The organism is Streptomyces sp. NPDC001514 (genome assembly GCF_053597075.1).
This window is the reverse complement of record NZ_JBSFHO010000024.1, coordinates 100,018-119,285: the sequence shown is the minus strand read 5'-3', so window position 1 is coordinate 119,285 and position 19,268 is coordinate 100,018. Positions and strand designations below refer to the sequence as shown.

Sequence of the window (19,268 nt, the reverse complement as noted above, 5' to 3'; positions counted from 1 at the left end):
GCGCGCGAAGTCGCGGATCGACGCGTCGAGGTTGTACATCGACAGCGCGACGCCGGCGCCGGGGAATTCGTACACCTCGAGCTCCACGATGCCGCCGCCTCGGACGGCCGCGTCCGTGGCGGGGTCCGTCCCGGCGAGCGGCGAGACGTTCCCGGGCAGAGCGACAAGGAGCCGGGCGTCGTGGCCGACCCGGACGGCGGTGCGGCCTTCCGCGGTGGTGTAGGACTCCAGGGGGCGGTCGGACCAGTAGGTCTTGTGCCCGGTACGGGAGGCGAGGCTGCGGGTGGCGACCCCGCCGGTCATCACGAACACCGGGACCGCCGGGGCGAGTCCGGACAGCAGCGGGTCCCGGCCCATCACTTCGTCGAACACGTCGGTGTCCGGCACGTACAGCGCGCCGTCGGGGTCGGTCACCGCGGCCCGGGCGGGCTCCGCGCCGCCGGTCTCGACCGGCTTGACGGCGTATACGTCCATGCCCCACGGGGCCGGGTCGAACTCGCGCCACACCGCGCCCTCGCCGGAGGAGTCCGGCAGGGACACCACGCGCAGGTCCAGGCCGACGGTGAGCGACGGCGCCGTGCCGGAGGTGGCGGCGTGCCGCCACTCGCGGCCGGCCACGCTGCCGTCGGCGCGGTACCGGGCGCTGTGCCGGTGGACGCCCTTGACCGCGACGAGATGGGCGGCGGCCAGTCCGACGAGGGTGGTCTCCCCCGCCAGCGCGGGGTTGGCGGCGAGCCGGATCGCCTCGCGTACGTCCTTGTCGGTGACCGTCCGGTCCGGCGGCAGGCTCAGCAGACGCCGGGTCAGCCGGTCGGCGTCCAGCGGCCCGTCCGCCAGGGCCCGGTCACGGGCCCGCAACGCGTCCAGTCGGGCGACGGCCGCCGCGTACGTCTCAGTCTGCTCGGGGCCGAGATCCACGGTCCCGAACGCCCGCCGCATCAGTCGGCGACGCTGCCGCTCGCTCAGGCGGGCGCCCAGGACGCTGGAGCGGTCGGGAGCGCGGGTGCCGGACTCCGGGGCGCGGAGCGTGTTCGTGGCGGGCGACGCGGGCGCGGGCGGCGATCCCTCCCCCCTCCGGGACCACGTGTCCCCGCCGGCCGGGGCCGACACGGTCGGCGCGGGCGGCGCTGCGGTGCCGGTGGTGGCCGTGCCCGCCCTGCGCGGGCCGACGGCGGCGCCGCGCTGGGCCGGCGCGGACGGCTGGTAGAGGGGGCGCGACGGCGGCATGGTCTTGGAGAAGAGCCCGGCCAGGTGGGCGGGGGAGGTGGGGGCGTCCGGGAAGACGGCGATCCGCAGAGTCCTCCGGCGCGGGGTCAGCTTGATGTCCGTCTCGGGGGTGAACACCGGCCTGTGCAGGACACGGGAGAACACGTGGCCCACCGACGCGGGGGAGGTGTCCTTGGCGGCCTTCGGGACGCCGGCCAGGATCTCGGAGCCGGACGGGGTCTTCGCCAGCGCCGCGTCATGGGCGAGGACTTCGGAGATCACCTCGGGAGTCGCCTGCACGGTCCGGACCGGAAGGGCCAGCTCGACCTTCCCGGCGGGCGTGATGCCGCCGGTGAACATCCCGTACGCCGTCTTGGGCCAGGGCGACGCCGCCGCCATCCCCGAGCTGCCGGGGGTGCCGTCCGCGATGAGGCCCATGACGAGCGGGTGTGCTTGCCGGCCCCGGCCGGACCAGTCGCGCCCGGCGCCCAGCGCGGTCCGCCGGGAGAGGGCCCCGAGCAGTTCCAGGTAGTAGGCGGCCAGGGCCACGTGCCGGGGCCGGTGGATGTCACGGCCGTTCGCGGCGGCCATCGCCACCACCCTGAGCAGTTCCTGCACGTGCGCGTTGGTCGCCGGCCCGTCCAGGAACAGCACCTCCGCCGCGATGTCCTTCAGCTCGTCAGGGGTGCGGTCGGCCGCCCACTGCACCGCCTTCACGGTCGCCCACAGCAGCCCGGAGCGCTCGTCGGGGCCGACCGGCTCGTTCTTGCCGAGTCGCAGGATCCGACGCGCCCGGGCGTTCAGCGCCGGGCCGCCGTCCGGGCCGTCGGGCGCGGGCAGCCGCCCCAGCGCCTCCTCCAGGACCATCAGGGAGGCAATGCGGTCCAGGGGGACGACGGGCGGCTGCTCGTCGCTGTCGGTCATGACGACGTCGAGGGAGTCGGCGTCCGCCCGGGCCAGGTCCCCGACGTGCTCCAGCAGGGCGAGGTAGTCGGCCGGGGACGGCTTCACCGCCGGGTCGAGCTGGGCCAGGTTCCGGGTCAGCAGGTCGAACAGGTCCATCGTGAACGGTCCGAACGCGCGGAACCGCGGGTTCGCGTCCCACGACCGGGCCAGCACCCCGATCTGGTCCCAGATCTCCGTGAAGTCGTCCCTCTCGCGCAGGTCCTGGACGCCGAGGGCGTGCCGCAGCGCCCGGTACAGCTGCATGGTCCGCCTGCGCTCCGCGGGAGAGACCCGCACGTCCTCGGGCAGTCCCAGCGCCGACCGCGCCAGCGGGTCCAGATCCCCGCGCACCGGAGCCGGCGGGAAGGCGACGACCCTGGCCCAGGGCCCGCGGACCGGTGTTTCCAGCGCTCTGATGAACTTTCTGACACCATCCTTGGGCTGCGTCGCGCTCGCGGCCGTGTGGTAGTCGAACGCGTAGATGGTGCGCTGCTCCTTGTTGGCGATCACCTGTGCCGCCGGGTCGACGGAAAGAAGATCCCTGACGAAGGGCCGCTGTACTTCGGGCCTGCTGCCCAGCGTGCGCCTGGTCCCCCTCGGGAGGGCGACACTGCACACGTCGAGCAGATACGGCCCAGGACGGACGTCCCTGCCACGGTTGTGGGCCCAGAGCCACTTGGCGAAGCGCCGCTTGCCCAGCTTCCGCTGGCCTTCGTACCGCGTCGTGAGGCTCACGGCTCCGGGCTCGCCGTGCGCGGCGACGTGCCCGGCCAGTTCGTCCGGCCCGTAGGGCATGTCCAGCTCCTGGCTCAGCACGTCGCCGCGCACCAGGTCGTAGTAGACGTACGTCCGTATGCCGGTACTGGCCTCCTCGTACCGGACGTCCAGCTCCGCCTCCCTGAGCGACACGACGCCCTCGGTCCCGTCCTTGCCGGGGACGATGACGGCCTTGATGTCGGTGGGCACCCCGTCGGGGAGGAAGAGCGGCGGCGGGGGGCCGCCTGGCGACGACGTCCGCAGGAAGGGGTCGCTCTCCCCCTTGACGCGGAGCAGGCCCAGCCTCAGCGGTGCCGTCGGGCCGCCCGGGGACGGGAAGACGGTCCACTTCTTGTGCGACGAATGCGTCGTGCGCGCCTGCCCGTACGCCAGCCAGCCCGGGACGGCTCCGAGGCCCAGGGCCGCCCCGTCGGCCGTCACGACCAGGTGCGCGTCGTCCCACTCCGGCTTCGCCAGCTCGGTGTCGCGGGCGATGACCAGGTTGAGGACATCGGGACGCGGCGTGAACCACCGGCCGTCGGCCCCGCTCATCTTCGGCTGGGTACCCGGCTCGGTCACCTCCAGGTCGATGAGATAGGGCTTCGCCCCCCACGGGGCGGGCCTCTCGTTCTCGGGCACGGGAAGGGCCTCGTCCGAGATGTCGCAGATCGTGCGCAGGTCCATCGGCTGGTCCCCGCTGAGCGTCAGGGAGTCCCCGGCACGCCATCTCCGGCCGATGACCGCGCCGTCGGCCCTCCACCCGCTGTGCTCGCCGAGGACGTCGTTGTCCACGACCAGGTAGTGCGCGGCGAGTTCGGCGATGCTGCCGATGTGCGCGGCGCGCTCGTCCATCAGCAGGGAGAACAGGCTCTTGACGTGGCCACTGCCGATGTCCTCGTCCGGCGGCACGGACAGGACTTCACGGGCCGCGGCCTTCACCTCCAGCGGGAAACGGCGCAGCACGGGGTCCTGCGCGCGCATCTCGTCCAGCCTGGCGACCGCGCGCACCAGGGCCTCGTGGTCGAGCTGCTCGCCGGAGGCGTGGGCGTCCCCCCAGAACTCGTCGATCACGACGTCGTCCGGCAGCACGGACGGCGAGGGGACGACGCGCTCGTACGGGTCGTCCTCCTCGTCCGCGTAGTCGGAGTCCGACGGGTCGTCGCTGAGGCTGTCCCAGTCGTCCCGGTCGTCCGCGTAGCCGTCGCTGTCGAAGTCGTCCGAGGAATCGCCCGGGGCGGCCGGGACGGTGCCGTCGGCGGCGGGGTTCCGGGGGGCGCCGATCCGCCTCTCGGCGTGCGGGGCGTCGGCCCCCAGCGCCGTGTCCAGCGCGCTCCCGGACTCCGGAGCACGGACCGCTCCCTCACCCGGCGCGCCCGCTTCCTCGTCCGCCTTCTGGGTCACGAACGCCGAGCGCCCGCCCGGGGTGGTGAAGGTGACCCCTGCCGCACCACCCGCCGCCGACGGGGCGGGGGCGGGGACGCCGGGGGTGGCGGTCTGCGGGCCGGGATCGCGAGCCGGCGGGGGCGTGGCCTTGGACCACAGGGCGGACACCGAGGTGACGGCCGGCGTGGCTGGGGTGGCCGGAGTGGCTGGGGTGGCCGGGGTGATGACGGCCGGGGTGAAACCGAGGGGCAGCGGAACATGGACGTCCAGCCGCTCAGGGTCCGTCGCGGACAGCTTCAGCGTGACACCGGTCACCGGGGTGAACACGATCCGGCCCAGCCCACGGCTCAGCACCGCGCCCAGCGACGCGTCGGAGGTGTCGGTCCCCGCGCCTGGGACCGCCGCGACGATCGCGGACCCCAGCTGCCCTATGCCACCCCACGCGGAGTCGAAGGCGATGACGATCATCACCTCGTCGAAGCCGGCCGTCACCGTACGGGCCAGCGCCATCTCCAACGTCTGCGGAACCTTGCCCAGACGCCCCCGCAGCAGATGCGTCGACCCCGGGTCGTGCAGCGCGGCTGCCTTCCCCGAGCCCTGAAGGCCGGTGTAGGCGATGCCGTCCATGGCGACACTACGCCCCTGATGGTCCTCACCCGTGAAGTCACGCCCGGTCACATTGCCGTCCGGGCCGACCAGCGCCGTCCGCCGGCTAAGAGCTCCGAGGAGTTTCAGGTGGTACCCGCGCAGCACCGCGTGATTCCGGTTCGCCGGCCCGTCCAGGAAGATCGGCCAGCCGTCCGCGGCAGCCATCATCACCACGCTGACGAGCAGGCTCACATCAGCGTCCTGCGCGGGACCGTCCAGATGAAGCACCACTTGCGCGATGGCCTTCATCTCGTCGTGGGAACGTCCGCCGGTCCACTCCAGCATTTCGACCGCTGCCCGCAGAACGCGGACCGCCTCCGTGCCCGTGACCGGCATCGTGGGAGCGAGCCGCAGAATGCCCCGGATGAACACGTGCATCGGGTCGGGCACAGGCTGCCCCGCCTCCTGCGTGACGGGTATCTGACTCGCCCCTTCGCTCATGAGCGCCAGCGCCTCGTCCACGAGCGGCAGCGGGGCCAGGTCGTTGAGGGTGGCAGGGGCGGGGGTCTTGCCCGCGGAGAACAGCGCGTCCACTTCCTCGGCGCGCTCGAGCACCTTGCGGTAGTGGCCCGGGGTGAGCGGGTCCGTCGCCTTCAGACCCGGACCCGCCAGCGCCCGCGCCAGCCAGTCGAACATCGGACTGGGCAACGGACCGAAGCCCTTGAACCGCGGATCCTCGTCCCACAGCCGGGACAACGCACCAGCCTGCTCCACGAGCCTGCCGTACTCGTCTTTCGGGCGACGACGCGGATTTGGGTCGATCCCGTGCTGCAACGCCCGGTACAACCGCTTGGCCAGCTCCCGGTGCCAGGGCGTGACCCGCTCCCCGCCCCGCACCAGCCCCGCCCGCCAGGCGAGCTCGCCCAGCTGCCCGCGCACCGGAGCCGGATCCCACTCGGACCACTGGGTCGGCGGCCCCTGCAAACGGATGCCGAGCAACCTCTTGTAGGAGGCGGGCGCCCCAGGAGCAGCCGGTGGTTCGTACCTCATGCCCACGACGGCGTTGGCCGCCTGGATGGTCCGCCCCGCCTTGGTGGCCCAGACCTGCGGCGGCAGGTCCCTGTCGAAGACATCCGCGCGGAACGGCTCCGGCCCCCCTGCCCACCGCCGGAGCCACCCCTCGTGGGTCATCGGCAGTTCCACCCCCGCGGAACAGCTCTGCATCCAGATCGGTCCAGACCGCAGCCGCATAGCGCTCATGACCGCCGCGGCCCACTTCGCCCCCGTACGCGCCCGGGCGTACACCAAGCCCCCTTGCATAAACGGCTGTATCACTCCGGGGTGCCCATGGAGACTGAACGTCGCGGCCGGTACGGGAAGGGGCAGCGGCCACGGTCCGCCGACCAGCCGGCCGTCCATCGGGTTGTAGGCGTAGTACATATCTGCCGTGTCGACGAACCGCGCCTGGTCGTACGCCCGGGTTTCGGCCACTTCCGCCTCGGGGTACGACATGACGGCCCGGTCGGTGCCGTCGTCTCCGGGCACGATGATGACCTCAAGACCGTCCGGCACCCCCTGGGGCAGAACCAGCGGTGGAGGCGGGGTATCGGGCCGCAACGTATGCCAAGCAGTGGCACGCTGCTTCTTGTACACGAACGCGCGCACGCCCAGTCGCAGCTTGCCCGCCGGAGCGCCTGGGACACCGACCACGGGGCCGTCCGTCGCGTGCACGACATGCCCCGTCGTGGCCAGCCAACCCGGCAGCAGACGACGCCCCTCGGACGCCCGATCGATATCCAGGACCAGCTCGTGGCCGGCCCGATCCCGTAGATCCTTGTTGCCCCCCATGACCAGGGCGAACACGTCGAACCGAGGCGCGTACCGCCTCTTGTCGGCCGCGCGCACCAGCGGATGACCCTGCTCGTCGAGCTCCGCCCTGATCATGAGAGTCTTCTCGCCCCACGGAGGGTCGAACCGCTCGAACCGCTCGGGCGAGTTCCCCCGCCGGGGCGTGTACTTGAAGGTTTCCTCGGCCAGGAGCCCGGTCAGCTCGGGTGCCTTGGTGGTCGAGCCGCCCCAGTCCCAGCCGAGGAACCGGCCATTCGCCGCCGTCACCCGGCTATGCGCGCCGAAGATCCTCTTCTGGACCGTCAGATAGCGTGCGGCGAGGCTGGTGAAGTCGGTGACACCGCTCGTACCGGGGAGCATCAGCACACGGAACAGCTCCTTCCGGTCCGCCGGGGAGACATCCGAGGCGCCCGAGGCGTCCGGCAGGGACGGAATGGACAGGACGAGCCTGGCCGCCGCGTCCAGATCCAGCGGCGCCCGCCGCAGCACCGGATCCTTCAACCGCATCGATTCCAGCCTGTCGACGACTGCCCTGAGCTGGTCGTCCGACCAGGGGATCTTCTCGTCCTTGAACACGTCGCGCTTGTGGCGCACGATCCCATCGCGGTCCAACGGCCCGGCGGCGACGTCACGGTCACCGTCCTGACCCGTGTCGGACTCGTAGTCACTGTCCGAGTCCTGGTCGAAGAACGGAGGGCTGTCGTGCAGATCGTCCGCGAAATCACGCGGATCGAACCGCACAGTCGGCCCCGCCCCACCAACGACCGGGGCGGACGGTCCCGCCGTCGGCCGGCCGGAGGCCGGGAAGACGACGGACGTCCCGACAGACCCGAAACCGTCCCCGAAGAAGGCAGGACCCTCGGCCGCGGGACCCGCACCGAGGTGCTCAAGCTCGGCATCCCAGCCAGCGTCCCCATCAGCGCCGCTCAGGTCGCCGAGATCGGCCGCGTAACCGTCCTCGTAGTCCTCCTCGCTGTAACCCTCCTCGTCAGCGGCCACGCCGCTCTCCAGCACAGCCTCCAGCGCACTGCCCGACACCGGCGTGCGGGGCGAGGCGGTGTCGTCCGGCTCGGTGTCGGATTCCTCGCCCGCGGGCAGTCCGAACCTGACCGCCGTGCTCGTGACGCGGCTTGCCGCGACGGGCTGCCCGTCCTGCAGGAGTACGGGCGGCTCTGTCTTCGTCCAGAGGTCGCTCAGGGAGTCGGTGCCCTCGGTGAAGCCGGCCGGTACTTCCATGCGCACGGACAGGTACTCGTCCGGCTCCCCCTGCACCTGTATGGCGGGCGCGAGCGTAGATGGTGCCAGCGTGGCGCCCAGTTGCGGGGTGTACGCGGTCATGTGCAGCTCGCGGGTGAGCGCCGCGTTCAGCGACGTGGCAGAGGTGTCGTTGCCGGCGCCCGGGACCACGGCCAGGATGTGGTTAATCCCGTTCATCGCCTCGTTCGTCGCCTCGTCGTGGGCGGCGAGTATGGCCAGCTCTTCGTACAGGGCCTCTACGTTCCCGCCTGGGAGTTTGAGCTTCGCCCTCTCCACGGACGTGAGGGAGGCGGCGGTCAGAGGGCCGGTCCACAGCACGTACGACTTCTCAGCCCAGGGCATATCCTCCGAGTGCGGCAGCTCCCGAGGGGACCCGCCGGGACCGAAGGTGTAGAACAGGGTCTTCCGGTAGACGGGGAGCGTCTGCCGGCGCCTGGTGGCGAAGTTGCGCCCGATCCTCACGCCCTTCGCGTCCAACAACGCCGTACGGTCGCTGAGGGCCCCGAGGAGCTGCAGGTGATAGGCGCCCAGCGCGGTGAAGCGGCCCTGGTCGTCCGTCCGGTAGATCTCACGCTCATCGTCGGCGGCCATCGCCACCACGCGCATCAGCTCCGCCACCTGCTCGTCGCCCGCCTCGCCGTCGAGGTGCAGCACCTGCGCCGCGATCCTCCTCAGCTCGGTGTCGGAGCGCCCGTCCGCCCACTCGACGGCCTCGACGGTCGCCTGGAACAGCCGGAACAGCTCCTCCTTGCCGACCGGGGCGTCGGGGGTGAGGCGCAGAATCCTGCGGGCATGCGCCTCAAGACCGCCGTCCCGGCGCTCGATGTCGTCCAGCTCCGACAGAGCCCATCCCACGGCCGGGATGGCGGCGACGTCCCAGAGGGTGCCGGCTGGGAGGTCGACCATGTCCTCGAAGTACGGCTCCGCGGTCGACGGGTCGATCTGCGCAGCCGTGGCCAGCACCGCGCGGTAGTGCTCCGGCGACGGCTTCTCCGTCGCCTGGAGCCCTGCCCGGCTCCGGGCCAGCCAGGTGAACATGACCATCGGGAAAGGACCGAACCTGGCGAGCGACCGCTCCATACCCCACAGCCGGGACAACGCCCCGATCTGCTGGGCGAGACGCTTGTAGTCCTCGGGCGGGAGCCGTCGCAGGTCGCGGTCGTCGAGCGCGATCCCCAACGCGCGGTACAGGTGCATCGCCTGCCTGAGCACCTCGATGGTGGCCGTCTCGTCCTGCCCCAGCAGGCCCGCCCACCGGGCGAACCGCTTCAGCTCCGCGGCCTTGGGAGGCGGCGGGAAGGCGGTCCAACGACTCTCCGGCCCGCGCGGGCGCAGTTGGAGCGTCCTGACGATTTTATCGGGGTCGGTGGGGTGATTTTCACTTCCGGTCGTGTTATCGCCCGCCTGTATCTCGCGCCGCAGCTTGCCGGCGTACACGGTCGCGACCGGATCATGGGCGAGTGGATCCCTGCCCGGTGCCTGGAGGCCTCCCCGCCACGTCTGCTTCAGTTTCCGGCGTTCGATGGTGCCCGCGTCGCAGGAGTTCAGGAGGAGGTCCCCGGGAGGCAGGTTCATGCTGCCGACGACCGCCGCCAGCAGCTTCGCGGAGCGCCGCGGCCCCGCGTGCCATAGGGTGCCATTCAAGGTCGCCAGGGCCGACCTACCCGGGGCTCCGTGCCAGCCGACCTCCCCGGCCGGCATGGACAGCTCCCACGGGAGCACCTCGCCCTTCTGGCCGCTCGGAAAGTCGATGTACTGGTACATCAGCGAGCCGCGTATGTTCCGAACGCTCTTGACCCACTCGCTCTCGAACGCGGTCAGTTCCTTGTCGGCGAACGACAGGACGCCGCGGTCGGTCCCGTCCGGTCCGGGCACGATCATGATCTTGACGTCGTCGGGTACACCGGCGGGAGGGACCAACGGCGGCGGGGGGACCTCGGGTACGGAGACGTGCCAGAAGCCCGGAGCCTTACCCGGGGAAGGCAGACCCAGGATCAGCAAAGCGGGCGGAGCCGTCGGGTCGCTCCCCACATCGGTGTTGGTCGAGATCACCCGGCGCTTCAGCACCGGCGCCAGATGGCCCGGGACCTTTCGCCACTGGGCGGCCGCCCGGTTGGCCAAGACGACCACGTCCGCGCCGTTCCACTCCGGCTTCCGCAGTTCGGTGTCCTCGGCCATGACCAGGGCGAACACGTCAGCGCGAGGCTCGCGAAGAATCTTGTCGGGCGCAAGCTCCAAGTCGCCGATCTTGGAGGGCCCGAAGACCTTGGGCCTCTCGCCCTTCTCGTCGAGCGATATCCTGATCACCCATGACTTCCCGGTACGGGAGCCCCCGGCGACCGACCACAGAGCGTCGCCGGCGTCCGAGATCCGCGGCGGGGCGGCGGGGTCGTTCCCATGGACGAGGGTGACGGTCCACGGGGCCAGGGGCGCGGTCAGGCCGGGGGCCGGGTCGCCCTCGTGACCCCAGTCCCGGCCGATGACCTGGCCGTTCCAGTACCGCAGGCTGTCGGAGCTGAGGACCAGCCTGATCTGGGTCAGGTAGCGCTCGGCGAGTCGGGCCAGAGTGGTGACGTCCGCGAGCGCGCTGTTCCTCAGCATCACGAAGAGTTCGACCAGGTCCTGCTCTTCGATGTCCTGGTCCGCCGGCACGGACAGGACCAGCCGGGCGGCCTCCATCAGATCCAGCGGGGACCGTCCAAGGACCGGGTCCCGCCCGCACATCTCGTCCAGCCTGCGGACCATGCTCCTCAGGACAGGAGTCGGCCATTGCTCGGGCGGCCACTCCTGGGTCGGAAACGCGGCGGCCAGGATCAGGTCGATGTCCTCGTCCCGCAGTGGCGCCACAGTGTCCACGCCCCGCGCGCCGCCATCCTCGTCGTCACTGTCCACGTAGTCGCTGTCGGAGTCGTCGTCGGAGACAGTCTCGCCGCCGGCGTTGGCGTCCAGCTTGTCCGCGTATCCATCTGAGTCGATCCCGAGGTCCGAGCCGTCGGTGGCGGAGGAGGTATCGGAGTCGAGGTCGGAGTCGAGGCCGGAGTCGCTCCCGTCGGAACTGTCCCCGGTCATGGAGACATCCGCGTCGGAGACGGAGCCGCCGGGCGAGCTGAAACGCATCGCGGCGGTCAGGGCACTGCCGGACTCCGGTACCCGGAGCACCTCCTCGCCCGGGGCGGTGGCCTGGGTGGTCGCCGGGTCGACGGCCGGGTCGGTAAGCGGCGTGGTGTGCCGGGGCGGCCGGGTGGTGCGCCAGGACGCGGCCAGGGGCGTGGTGTCGGACGTCGAGGCCACGGAGATCAGCAGATCGCCCTGGTCCACGGTCAGGTCCGTGTCCTTCAGCCCGATGTACGCCGTCCGGCCCAGGTCGCGGGAGAGCGCCTTGTCCAGCGTCTCGCCGGGGCCGTCCGCGAGGGCGGCGGGGCCGATGACCGCGACGCCGGCGAAGGCGTCGGTGGCGGCTTCGGAGTTGTCGTCGTCGATATCCTCCAGTGCGCGGTCGAGGTCGAGGAGCTCGGTCACCACCTCGTGCGAAACCGGATAGGTCCGGCCGCGCAGCTCGAGGGTGACCTCGCCGGGGGCGGCCCCCTTCCCGAGCCTGAGGAGGAAGGGCGCCGGATCGTGTCGGCGCCCGGCCGACTCGCCGCTCTTGGCCTGTGTCCGAGCCCAGGGCGTGGGCTTCCCCTTGTCGAGGTCGCCCTGGCGGAAGAGAAGGCCTCGTACGGCGGAGAGACGGGAGAGGAGGGAAGGGCGGAAGGTGCCGCTGTAGTCGCGTCCGACGGTCCTGCCGTTCTCGACGATGGCGGTGCGGCTGGAGTGGGCGCCCTTCTCCACGAGCCACAGGGCGGGCAGCGTGGCCCTGCGGTAGGGGTCGCGTCCCTTGGCGAACGCCTTCGTCACCAGGTCCTGGAGGCGGCTCAGATCGTCGTCGTTCGGCTCCCGCTTCAGATGCATGACGGACCGGGCGAGCTCGCGGCGTTCCTGCTCCGGGGTGTTCGCCAGCCATTCGGCGGTCTTGGTCGCGGCAGACAGCAGCCTGGCGAGCTCCTTGGGGCCGACCTCCTGGTCCTTGCCGACGGCCAGGACGTCACGGGCCTGCATCTCCCGGCGCAGGTCCGCGTCCGGGCCGCCGTCGGCCCCGGCCAGCAGCGCCGCCCCCGACACCAGGGCGGGCAGGCGGACCAGGTCCTCAAGGGTGGCCTCGCCGTTATGGGCATCCAGTTGCCAGGCCTGCGTCAGCGCCTTGCGGTACTCCTCCGAAGTGGGCCGCTGATCCGGCCCCAGGCCCGACAACTCACGGGTGATCCGCTCGAACACGTCCATCGTGAACGCGGCGCCCAAGGCCCTGAACCGCTGGTCGCGTTCCCACAGGCTGACCAGGGCGCCGATCTGGTCCGCCCGGGTGCCGAGATCGGCCAGCAGGGGCGTCTGGGGGCCGAGCGCGACCCGCAGCCCCCGGTACAGCCGCATGGCCTGCTCCAGCTCCGCGGGGCCGGCCGGACCCGGGCCGGTGTGCAGCCTCATCCGGCGGGCCAGTTCCGTCAGGGCCTCGCCCTGGGGGGCGGGCAGGTAGAGGTCGAACGCGCCGCCCTCGGCCCCGCGGAGCGGCGCCTGCAGCGCCATGACCAGGACGTTGTCGTACTCGCCCAGCAGGAAGTAGCCGTTGGCGGACCAAACCGGGTGGTCCGACTTGGTGGCGAGCGTCTGGGCCATCGGCTCGTGGTCGAGGGGGTCGGCGACCCGCCTTCCCCTGGCCGCCTTGCGGTCGTTCAGGTGGCACTGGCCCACCAGCAGCGGCATGCCCTTCGGCAGGTTCCGGTCCGCGACGAGATCGGCGAACCAGTCCCCGAAACGCTCCTGGTCCATCGGGCGGGCCCGGCCGGAGCGGGTCGCGGGCAGTGCCTTCCCGCGCTTGCCGTGGCCGAAGTAGCGCCACATCGGCTGGTCCGCCGGGAAGGGCAGCTCCCGGGGCTCGGCCACAACCTGGTAGGTCTTCGGGTCGACCAGGACGTAGGACCGCAGCGCGGAGCCCGCCGACATGCCCTTGGCGCGTACGGGGTCGCGCAGTTGGGCGTCGGGGAGTGACGCCACACCCAGTTCGGCGCCGTCCTGCCCGTCCGTCAGGAGGTGGACGCTGAGCGCGTTGTCCACGTCGTCGCCGAGGACCATCCGGGGCCGGGTGGCGTCGGGCTCGACGGTGTACCAGCGCGGCGCGTCGTCTCCCGCGACGCGCAGCACGCTCGCGGCGGTGGGCTCGTACGGGCCCCGGCCGGACTCGCGGACCAGCCGGCGGTCCGTCCCGTGGGCCCGGCTGCCCGAGTCGTGGGCCAGCAGTCTGAGCAGGAGCCGGCGTCCGCCGCCCGCCCCGTCGACGAACGCGACGATGTCGGTGCCGGGGGGACGCAGGGGGTCGCGCTTGACGATCGCGGAGAACACGTCGAAGTCGACGGTGTACACGAACCCGTCGTGGGCGCGCATCAGCACGGCGGCTCCGGAGGGAGTGGCCGTGGCTGCCACCACGGTGGCGTCGTCCGGCCAGGGGGCTTTGCGCTTGCCCGTGACCCGTGGCGGGTCCGATTCCCAGCGCTCCGAGACCGTGCGCAGGTCCAGCTGGGAGGAGAGCATGGGCGCCTGCGTGCCGAGGACCTGCCAGTCGCGGCCGAGGAACGTCTTGCCACCCTTGGCGTACACGGCGGTCGCGCTGCCCAGCATGATCCGCTTCTTGATCATGTAGTGCGCGGCGAGGTCCACGATCGTGTCGGGCCGGTCGCCGGCCGGCTTCCGGTCGACAACCAGGCTGATCAAGTCCTGGAGCAGCTTGCGGCGCTCACTGTCCTCGAGCTCGTCGGACCGCCCCATGACACGGCGCATGACCCGGTCGATGTCGAACGGGCCACCGGCCAGCATCTCGTCCCGCCGCCGCATGCCGTCGAGGGCGCGGACGGCGTCGAACAGCGCCCCATAGTCGGCACGGAGGGCGACACCGTACCCGTACACCTCGAGCACCAGGTCCTGGTAGGAGACCTCCTTCGTGTCGCCCCGCGGGCCGCTCCGGTCGCCGGTCGCGGCGGAGCTGCCGAAGGCCGCGCGCCCGAAGCCCCTCAGCGTGGCCTGCCCCTCACCGGGCACCGCCGGCGTGCCGAACTCGGAGCCCGCGGTGGCGGGTTGGCCCGAAGCGGGCGCGTCCAGGAGGTTCCCCTGCCCGGGAACCGGACGGGCCGCGGCGGCGGGGTCGAGAAGAGGCAGGACGGCCTCGGCCGCCGCGGCGAGGCGAAGCGCGTTGTCACGGGCCGTGCCGGTCAGCGCGAACCGATGCAGCGGGCCCACCTTCGCGGAGGACGTGAATACCTCCACCAGACGCTGCACATTCTCATAGTCCTGCGGTTTCAGCGGGGTACCCTGCGCGACGCCGGCCAGCGCCTCGGCGACCTGCTGAGCCTCATGCGGCCTCATCAGCGGCTTGCGGCCACCGCCCTTGGTCGGCATTGGCTCGCGGATGGCCCAGTGCAGCAACGGCGCGAAGGCCTGCACCACGGGGTGGTCGACGATGCGGTGAACGGCTTCCCGCAAGGCCTCGTCCGTCAGCGGCTCCCGCCACTGCACAGCCCGCCCGTAGGCCGCTCGCGCCAGCGCCGTGAGCTCCTTGAAGGTGCGCCGGATCTCGTCTTCGGTCGCGAGATCCGCGCCGGTGAGCTGTTGCCGGAACTCCAACAGCACCAGGGAGAGCAGGAGCTGCCCCTGGCCGTTGTCCGGCTCGACGTGGTCGTACCCCATCCCGGTGGCCGACACGTGGACGGCGTCCGCCAGGAACGGGTCGTCGGGCAGCCCGGGCACCCTGTTCAGCCCGCGCAGGGCGGCCGTGAGGTGTTCGCCGACGCTCAGCAGGGGACCGTAACCGCGGACGTCCAGGAATCCCCGCCAGTCCGTGGGAATCCTGCCCATCGATCTCTGGGCGGTCTCGAGTTGCGACCTCATGAACAAGTCGAAGGTGTTCCTGATGGTGTCGTGCCGGGTATCGAGAAACTCGCGGGTCCGCGGCCGCAACAACTCCAGCACACCCGGACGGCCCTCCCGGCCGGGCTCTCCCGTCAGGAACGTCCGCGACGCGGCCGGCATCATGTTCTTGGTGAGCGCGCCTTTGTAGACCGTGGCCAGCGGCCCCGCGCCGAGATACATGAACAGCAGCCAGGAGTACCCAAACACCTCGTCGACGTCCGCCAGCACCGACAGGAACGGGACATGGCTGGCAACCACTCCGGGGTGACCCGTCGCGTGCTGAACGAAGCCGGCGGTCACCGTCTGGCCGAAGAACCGTCCGGTGAACTCGGCGCTGCGGAGCGTGGGATGAGCGAGGTTCTTGAACACCCGGTCCTGGGCCGCCCGCAGACCCACCGTCGCCGTGCCTACCGTGGCCTGGGTATAGGCCAGATCCGCGTGCCCTGTGGTGTGGGGGGGAAGCATGAAGGTCGCCGCGGCCTGCTCCGTCTCCCAGCCGATGGCTCCGAAGATGTCCGCCAGCGTCCAGGGGTGATCCTGCTCGTGGGCCTGGGCCAGGGCCGCACGCCCCTGCGCCAGCCGGGCCAGCAGAACCTCCGGGGAGGTCCGCCGTTCCCCGGGCAGCACTCCCATCGGATCGAGCACGAACTCCACGACGTCCCGTTTGACCATCCACGGGCCCAGCCCCACCGGGGGGGTCGGCACGCGGTTGAGGTCCGGGTACCACAGGCCGTCGGCCCCCTGAAAGAACGGGGCTGCATCGATGACCGCCTCGATACCGGGCGCGCTGGCCACGACCGTCTTGACCGGGAGCTGGGGCTGTCCGGGAACATTCAGGAGAACGTGGCGGTCCTCCACCTCCAGACCGATCGCACCATAACCCTTCCCCAGGTCCACACGACGGTCCACCGCACTGTGCGCGTCCGAGCCGGACTGCGCGAACGACGGCTCCGGATCGGCCACCACCCGCGCCGACCCGTCGATCACCACCATCCGCGCACCATCCGCCGACATGCCCGGCGGCGTCGTCGTCACCCACTTCCCCTCCGCCGCCTGAAGATCCACCCACTTCGGCTCCGCAGCCCGCTCTCCCTTTGCGGGACGCGGCTGATACGCCGCCCACGCATGCCCCAACTGCCCACCCGGACGCCGCCCCAGGACCAGCGCCGCCGCACCAGGCCCCTGCCGCCGAACAGCCTCCAGCACCCGACCCCACCACCCGACCGGCTGCCAGCCCTCCCCCGGCACCAGACCCGACTCCGCCACATCCTGCACAAGCACCGAGTCATCCAGACTCCGAACCGGCAGCACCCCACCCGGGAACCACAGGTCCCGCAACGAACGCAACAACGGCAGACAATCCTGCGCGTCCGGTCTCCCACCCTCCGCGCCACCAGCCAACTCGCGCACCACACCCGACAACTCAGCCACATCCAACGCACGCGGGCGGGCCAGACCCGACACCCCGCCCGCCCCCACCAGCCGGTCACGCAAAGCACTACCTGGCACAGCCGGGACCAGGCCCGCGGCAGCGGGTCGGCCACCCGGCATCGCGGACATCGTCGGCGGTCGCCCGGTCCGCCCGGCCAGGTCCGAGCCCTCGGACCGCACCGCCGTGGAGGCGGTGAGCGTGCGCCAGAGGGCCTCACCGGACCTGGCGCCGGACGCGTTCCCGAGGGTCGGCTGCACGGCCATGACCCGGCCGTCCGCCCCGTGGACGGGGGTCAGAGACGTCCCGGCAGGCAGCAGGTGCACGGCGTTCCCCGTCCGCCGCACCACCACGGCGGCCGGATGCAGCCGGCCCGTGCCCGTGGGGACGGTGGACGCGGTCGGGCTGAGGATCACCTCGGGGCGCGTGCTCCCCGCCCGGGGCGGGGCGCCGAGCGTGGCGACGCGGCGGAACAGCAGCCCCAGTTCGTCGTGCGACACCAGGATGCCGGGACGGTCCGGGAGCGAGATGACGATCCCGCTCTCGCTCTCGGCACCGGTCTCGACGAGGAATCCGTCCGTCCACGGCACCTCGTGAACGCGCCGCGGCTGCCCAGCCTCGGGGTCAGCCCCCTGGAGCGCGGACAGGTCCAGGGGCGTGGCGGACGCCCTTCCCGTGCCCGTCCGTAGGTCAAGGCCCGCGGGACGGCCCTGCTTGTCGCGGTACAGCGTTCGCTCGGAGCGGGCGAGCAGCTCCTCCAGATGGGCCACCCTCAGCTCGGTCTCGTCCCGCGGGTCCACGCCGCGGCGCGCGACGGCGCCCGCCACCAGGCGGCGCGCCGCGGCGATGCGCGCCCGGTCCCGGCCGGACAGCCGCCGGGTGCCGAGGAACCTGGACGCGAGGGCCGAGACGCCCCCCGTCCCCGCCGCGCCCAGGTGGAGGATCCGCCGGGCGGTCGCGGGCAGGTCCCGCGTGGTGTTGCTCCACTGGACCGCCGCCACGACGGCCCAGAGCACCCGGTGGCGCTCCTCGGGCCCCAGCGGCGCGCCCTCGGGCAGCCCCAGCAGGGTGCGCGCCAGACGGTCGGCGGGCCGATCACCGCCGGTGTCCCGGGCCCATTCGTCCAGCCAGGAACGGGCTGTGTCGATGTCGGGCAGCGCGACCAGGGAGTGCAGCGCGGCCGTGGGGGTCCCGTCCTCCCGTGTCACCGCGCCGCGCAGCAGGTTCCGGTACGCGTCAGGGGACACCGGCTGTGTGGGCGTCAGCCCGTTGTACGCGCGCGCCATGTGCTCGAAGAAGGCCATGGTGAACGGCGTGCCGGCGAAACGGGAGTCGCGCGACCGCATCCGGTTGAGCGCTCCGATGGCGCGTACCAGGTCGTGGTAGTGCTCGCCCTGCGTGGTGACGTCGCCTTCCGGCCGGAACGCGAGGCTGAGGGCCAGCAGCAGCCGCGCGGCCTCGGCTGTAGCGTCCTCCCCGGGCAGAACCGGACCCGTGTACCCGATCCGCTCGGCCAGGGCGGCGAACTCCTGCCCCTCGGGCTCGGGGTAGAACGCCTCGGCGACCACGGCCCCGGCTGCCGCCTCGGACTCCTGGGCGTCGAGCCGGAACCGGTTGCCTCCGTTGCCGGTCGGCTCCATGCGGGCGCGCATCGGGAAGCGGAGCACATTGCGGCGGAACTTGTTGGCCCGCCACTGCGCCGGAGCCCTCCGCAGGAGGGGGTCGAGGGCGGCGGTCGCGTCGGCGTCGGCCGCGGTCTCCTGGGACGGGTCGATCCAGATCCATGCCTCGGGCGGGAGCACGGGCCCGCGCGAAGGCGCGGCGGCGGCCTCCGGGCCCGACGTGCCGACAGCGCTCGACGCGGGGGCGGCAGCCGGGGCGGTGGCGGCGTCCGCCGCACCCGCCTGGGTGGCCGGGTCGGTCTGAGCGGGGCCGGTCCGCTGGAGCGGCCCGCTCTGCGAGAGGGCGGAGGCGGGGAACCAGTACGCGGCTTCCGCCGCGTGCGGCAGCAGCTGCTCCTCGGTCCGCCCCTGCCCCGTGTCCGGGTCGGCGTAGAAGTAGGTGGTGACCTTGTCACGGCGGCCCGCGGAACCGACCGGGAGCCGGAACGATCCCCGCGTCCCGTACCGCAGAAGGGAACCGTCGGCGGTACGCCGACCGGGGCCGGCCTCGCTGGTCCGTTTCTCGGAGCCTCCGTCACTCCCGTCGTCGGACGTCTCCCCGTCCGACGACGCCTCGGGAAGGTCCATGGTGAGCCATCTGCCGCCGGTCGTGTCGTCGGCCGGCGGCTCCAGCAGGAGATGGCTCCGCCCCGTACGGACCTGCCGCATCCACACGGGCCGACGAGCCGTGATCCAGATCTGGCGGGCCGGGTCCGGTCCGGTGGCGTTGCGCTCGGCTTCGGGGAACGCGGCCAGCATGAGCAGGCCGCCCTTGTGGGACAGCTCGCGCAGCTCCTGGTCGAGAGGCAGCAGCGCGGTGAGCACGTCCTCCCTGAGGTGGCGGCTGATCCCGTCCGTCCCGCGTGCCTGGATCCACTCGGTGTTCTGGGCGCTCTCCGTCACCAGGGTGAACGCGCCGCGCTTCGCCCGCCGAGCGATGCCGAGCCGGTCGGCGACGGCATCGGTGAGCCCGCCGGGCAGGGCGTCCGACGCGTGGCCGCTCCAGTTCCGTCCCCGTACCGTGCCGTCCGCGTCGCGCAGGAGCGTCCCGGTGCCGAACACGTCGGCGACGTCCGCGAGATACAAGGCGGCGAACCAGGCCAGGCCGGCGTTGTCCGGGGCGCTGTCGAAGGCGCCGGACCAGTCGACGTGGGCGAGGAACTGCCGGATGTGCTCGGCGGTGATGTCCACCGTCGCGGGCA

General features: G+C 72.2%; 1 protein-coding gene (running past one end of the window). It reads right to left on the bottom strand.

All coding sequences use genetic code 11. The features are described 5' to 3' along the window. Positions 1–19,268, bottom strand: part of the annotated coding region (locus tag ACWCXB_RS24310; protein WP_450725589.1) for a lonely Cys domain-containing protein (this coding region is incomplete at its 3' end). The annotated region continues 21,826 nt past the right edge of the window; 19,268 of its 41,094 annotated nt are in view.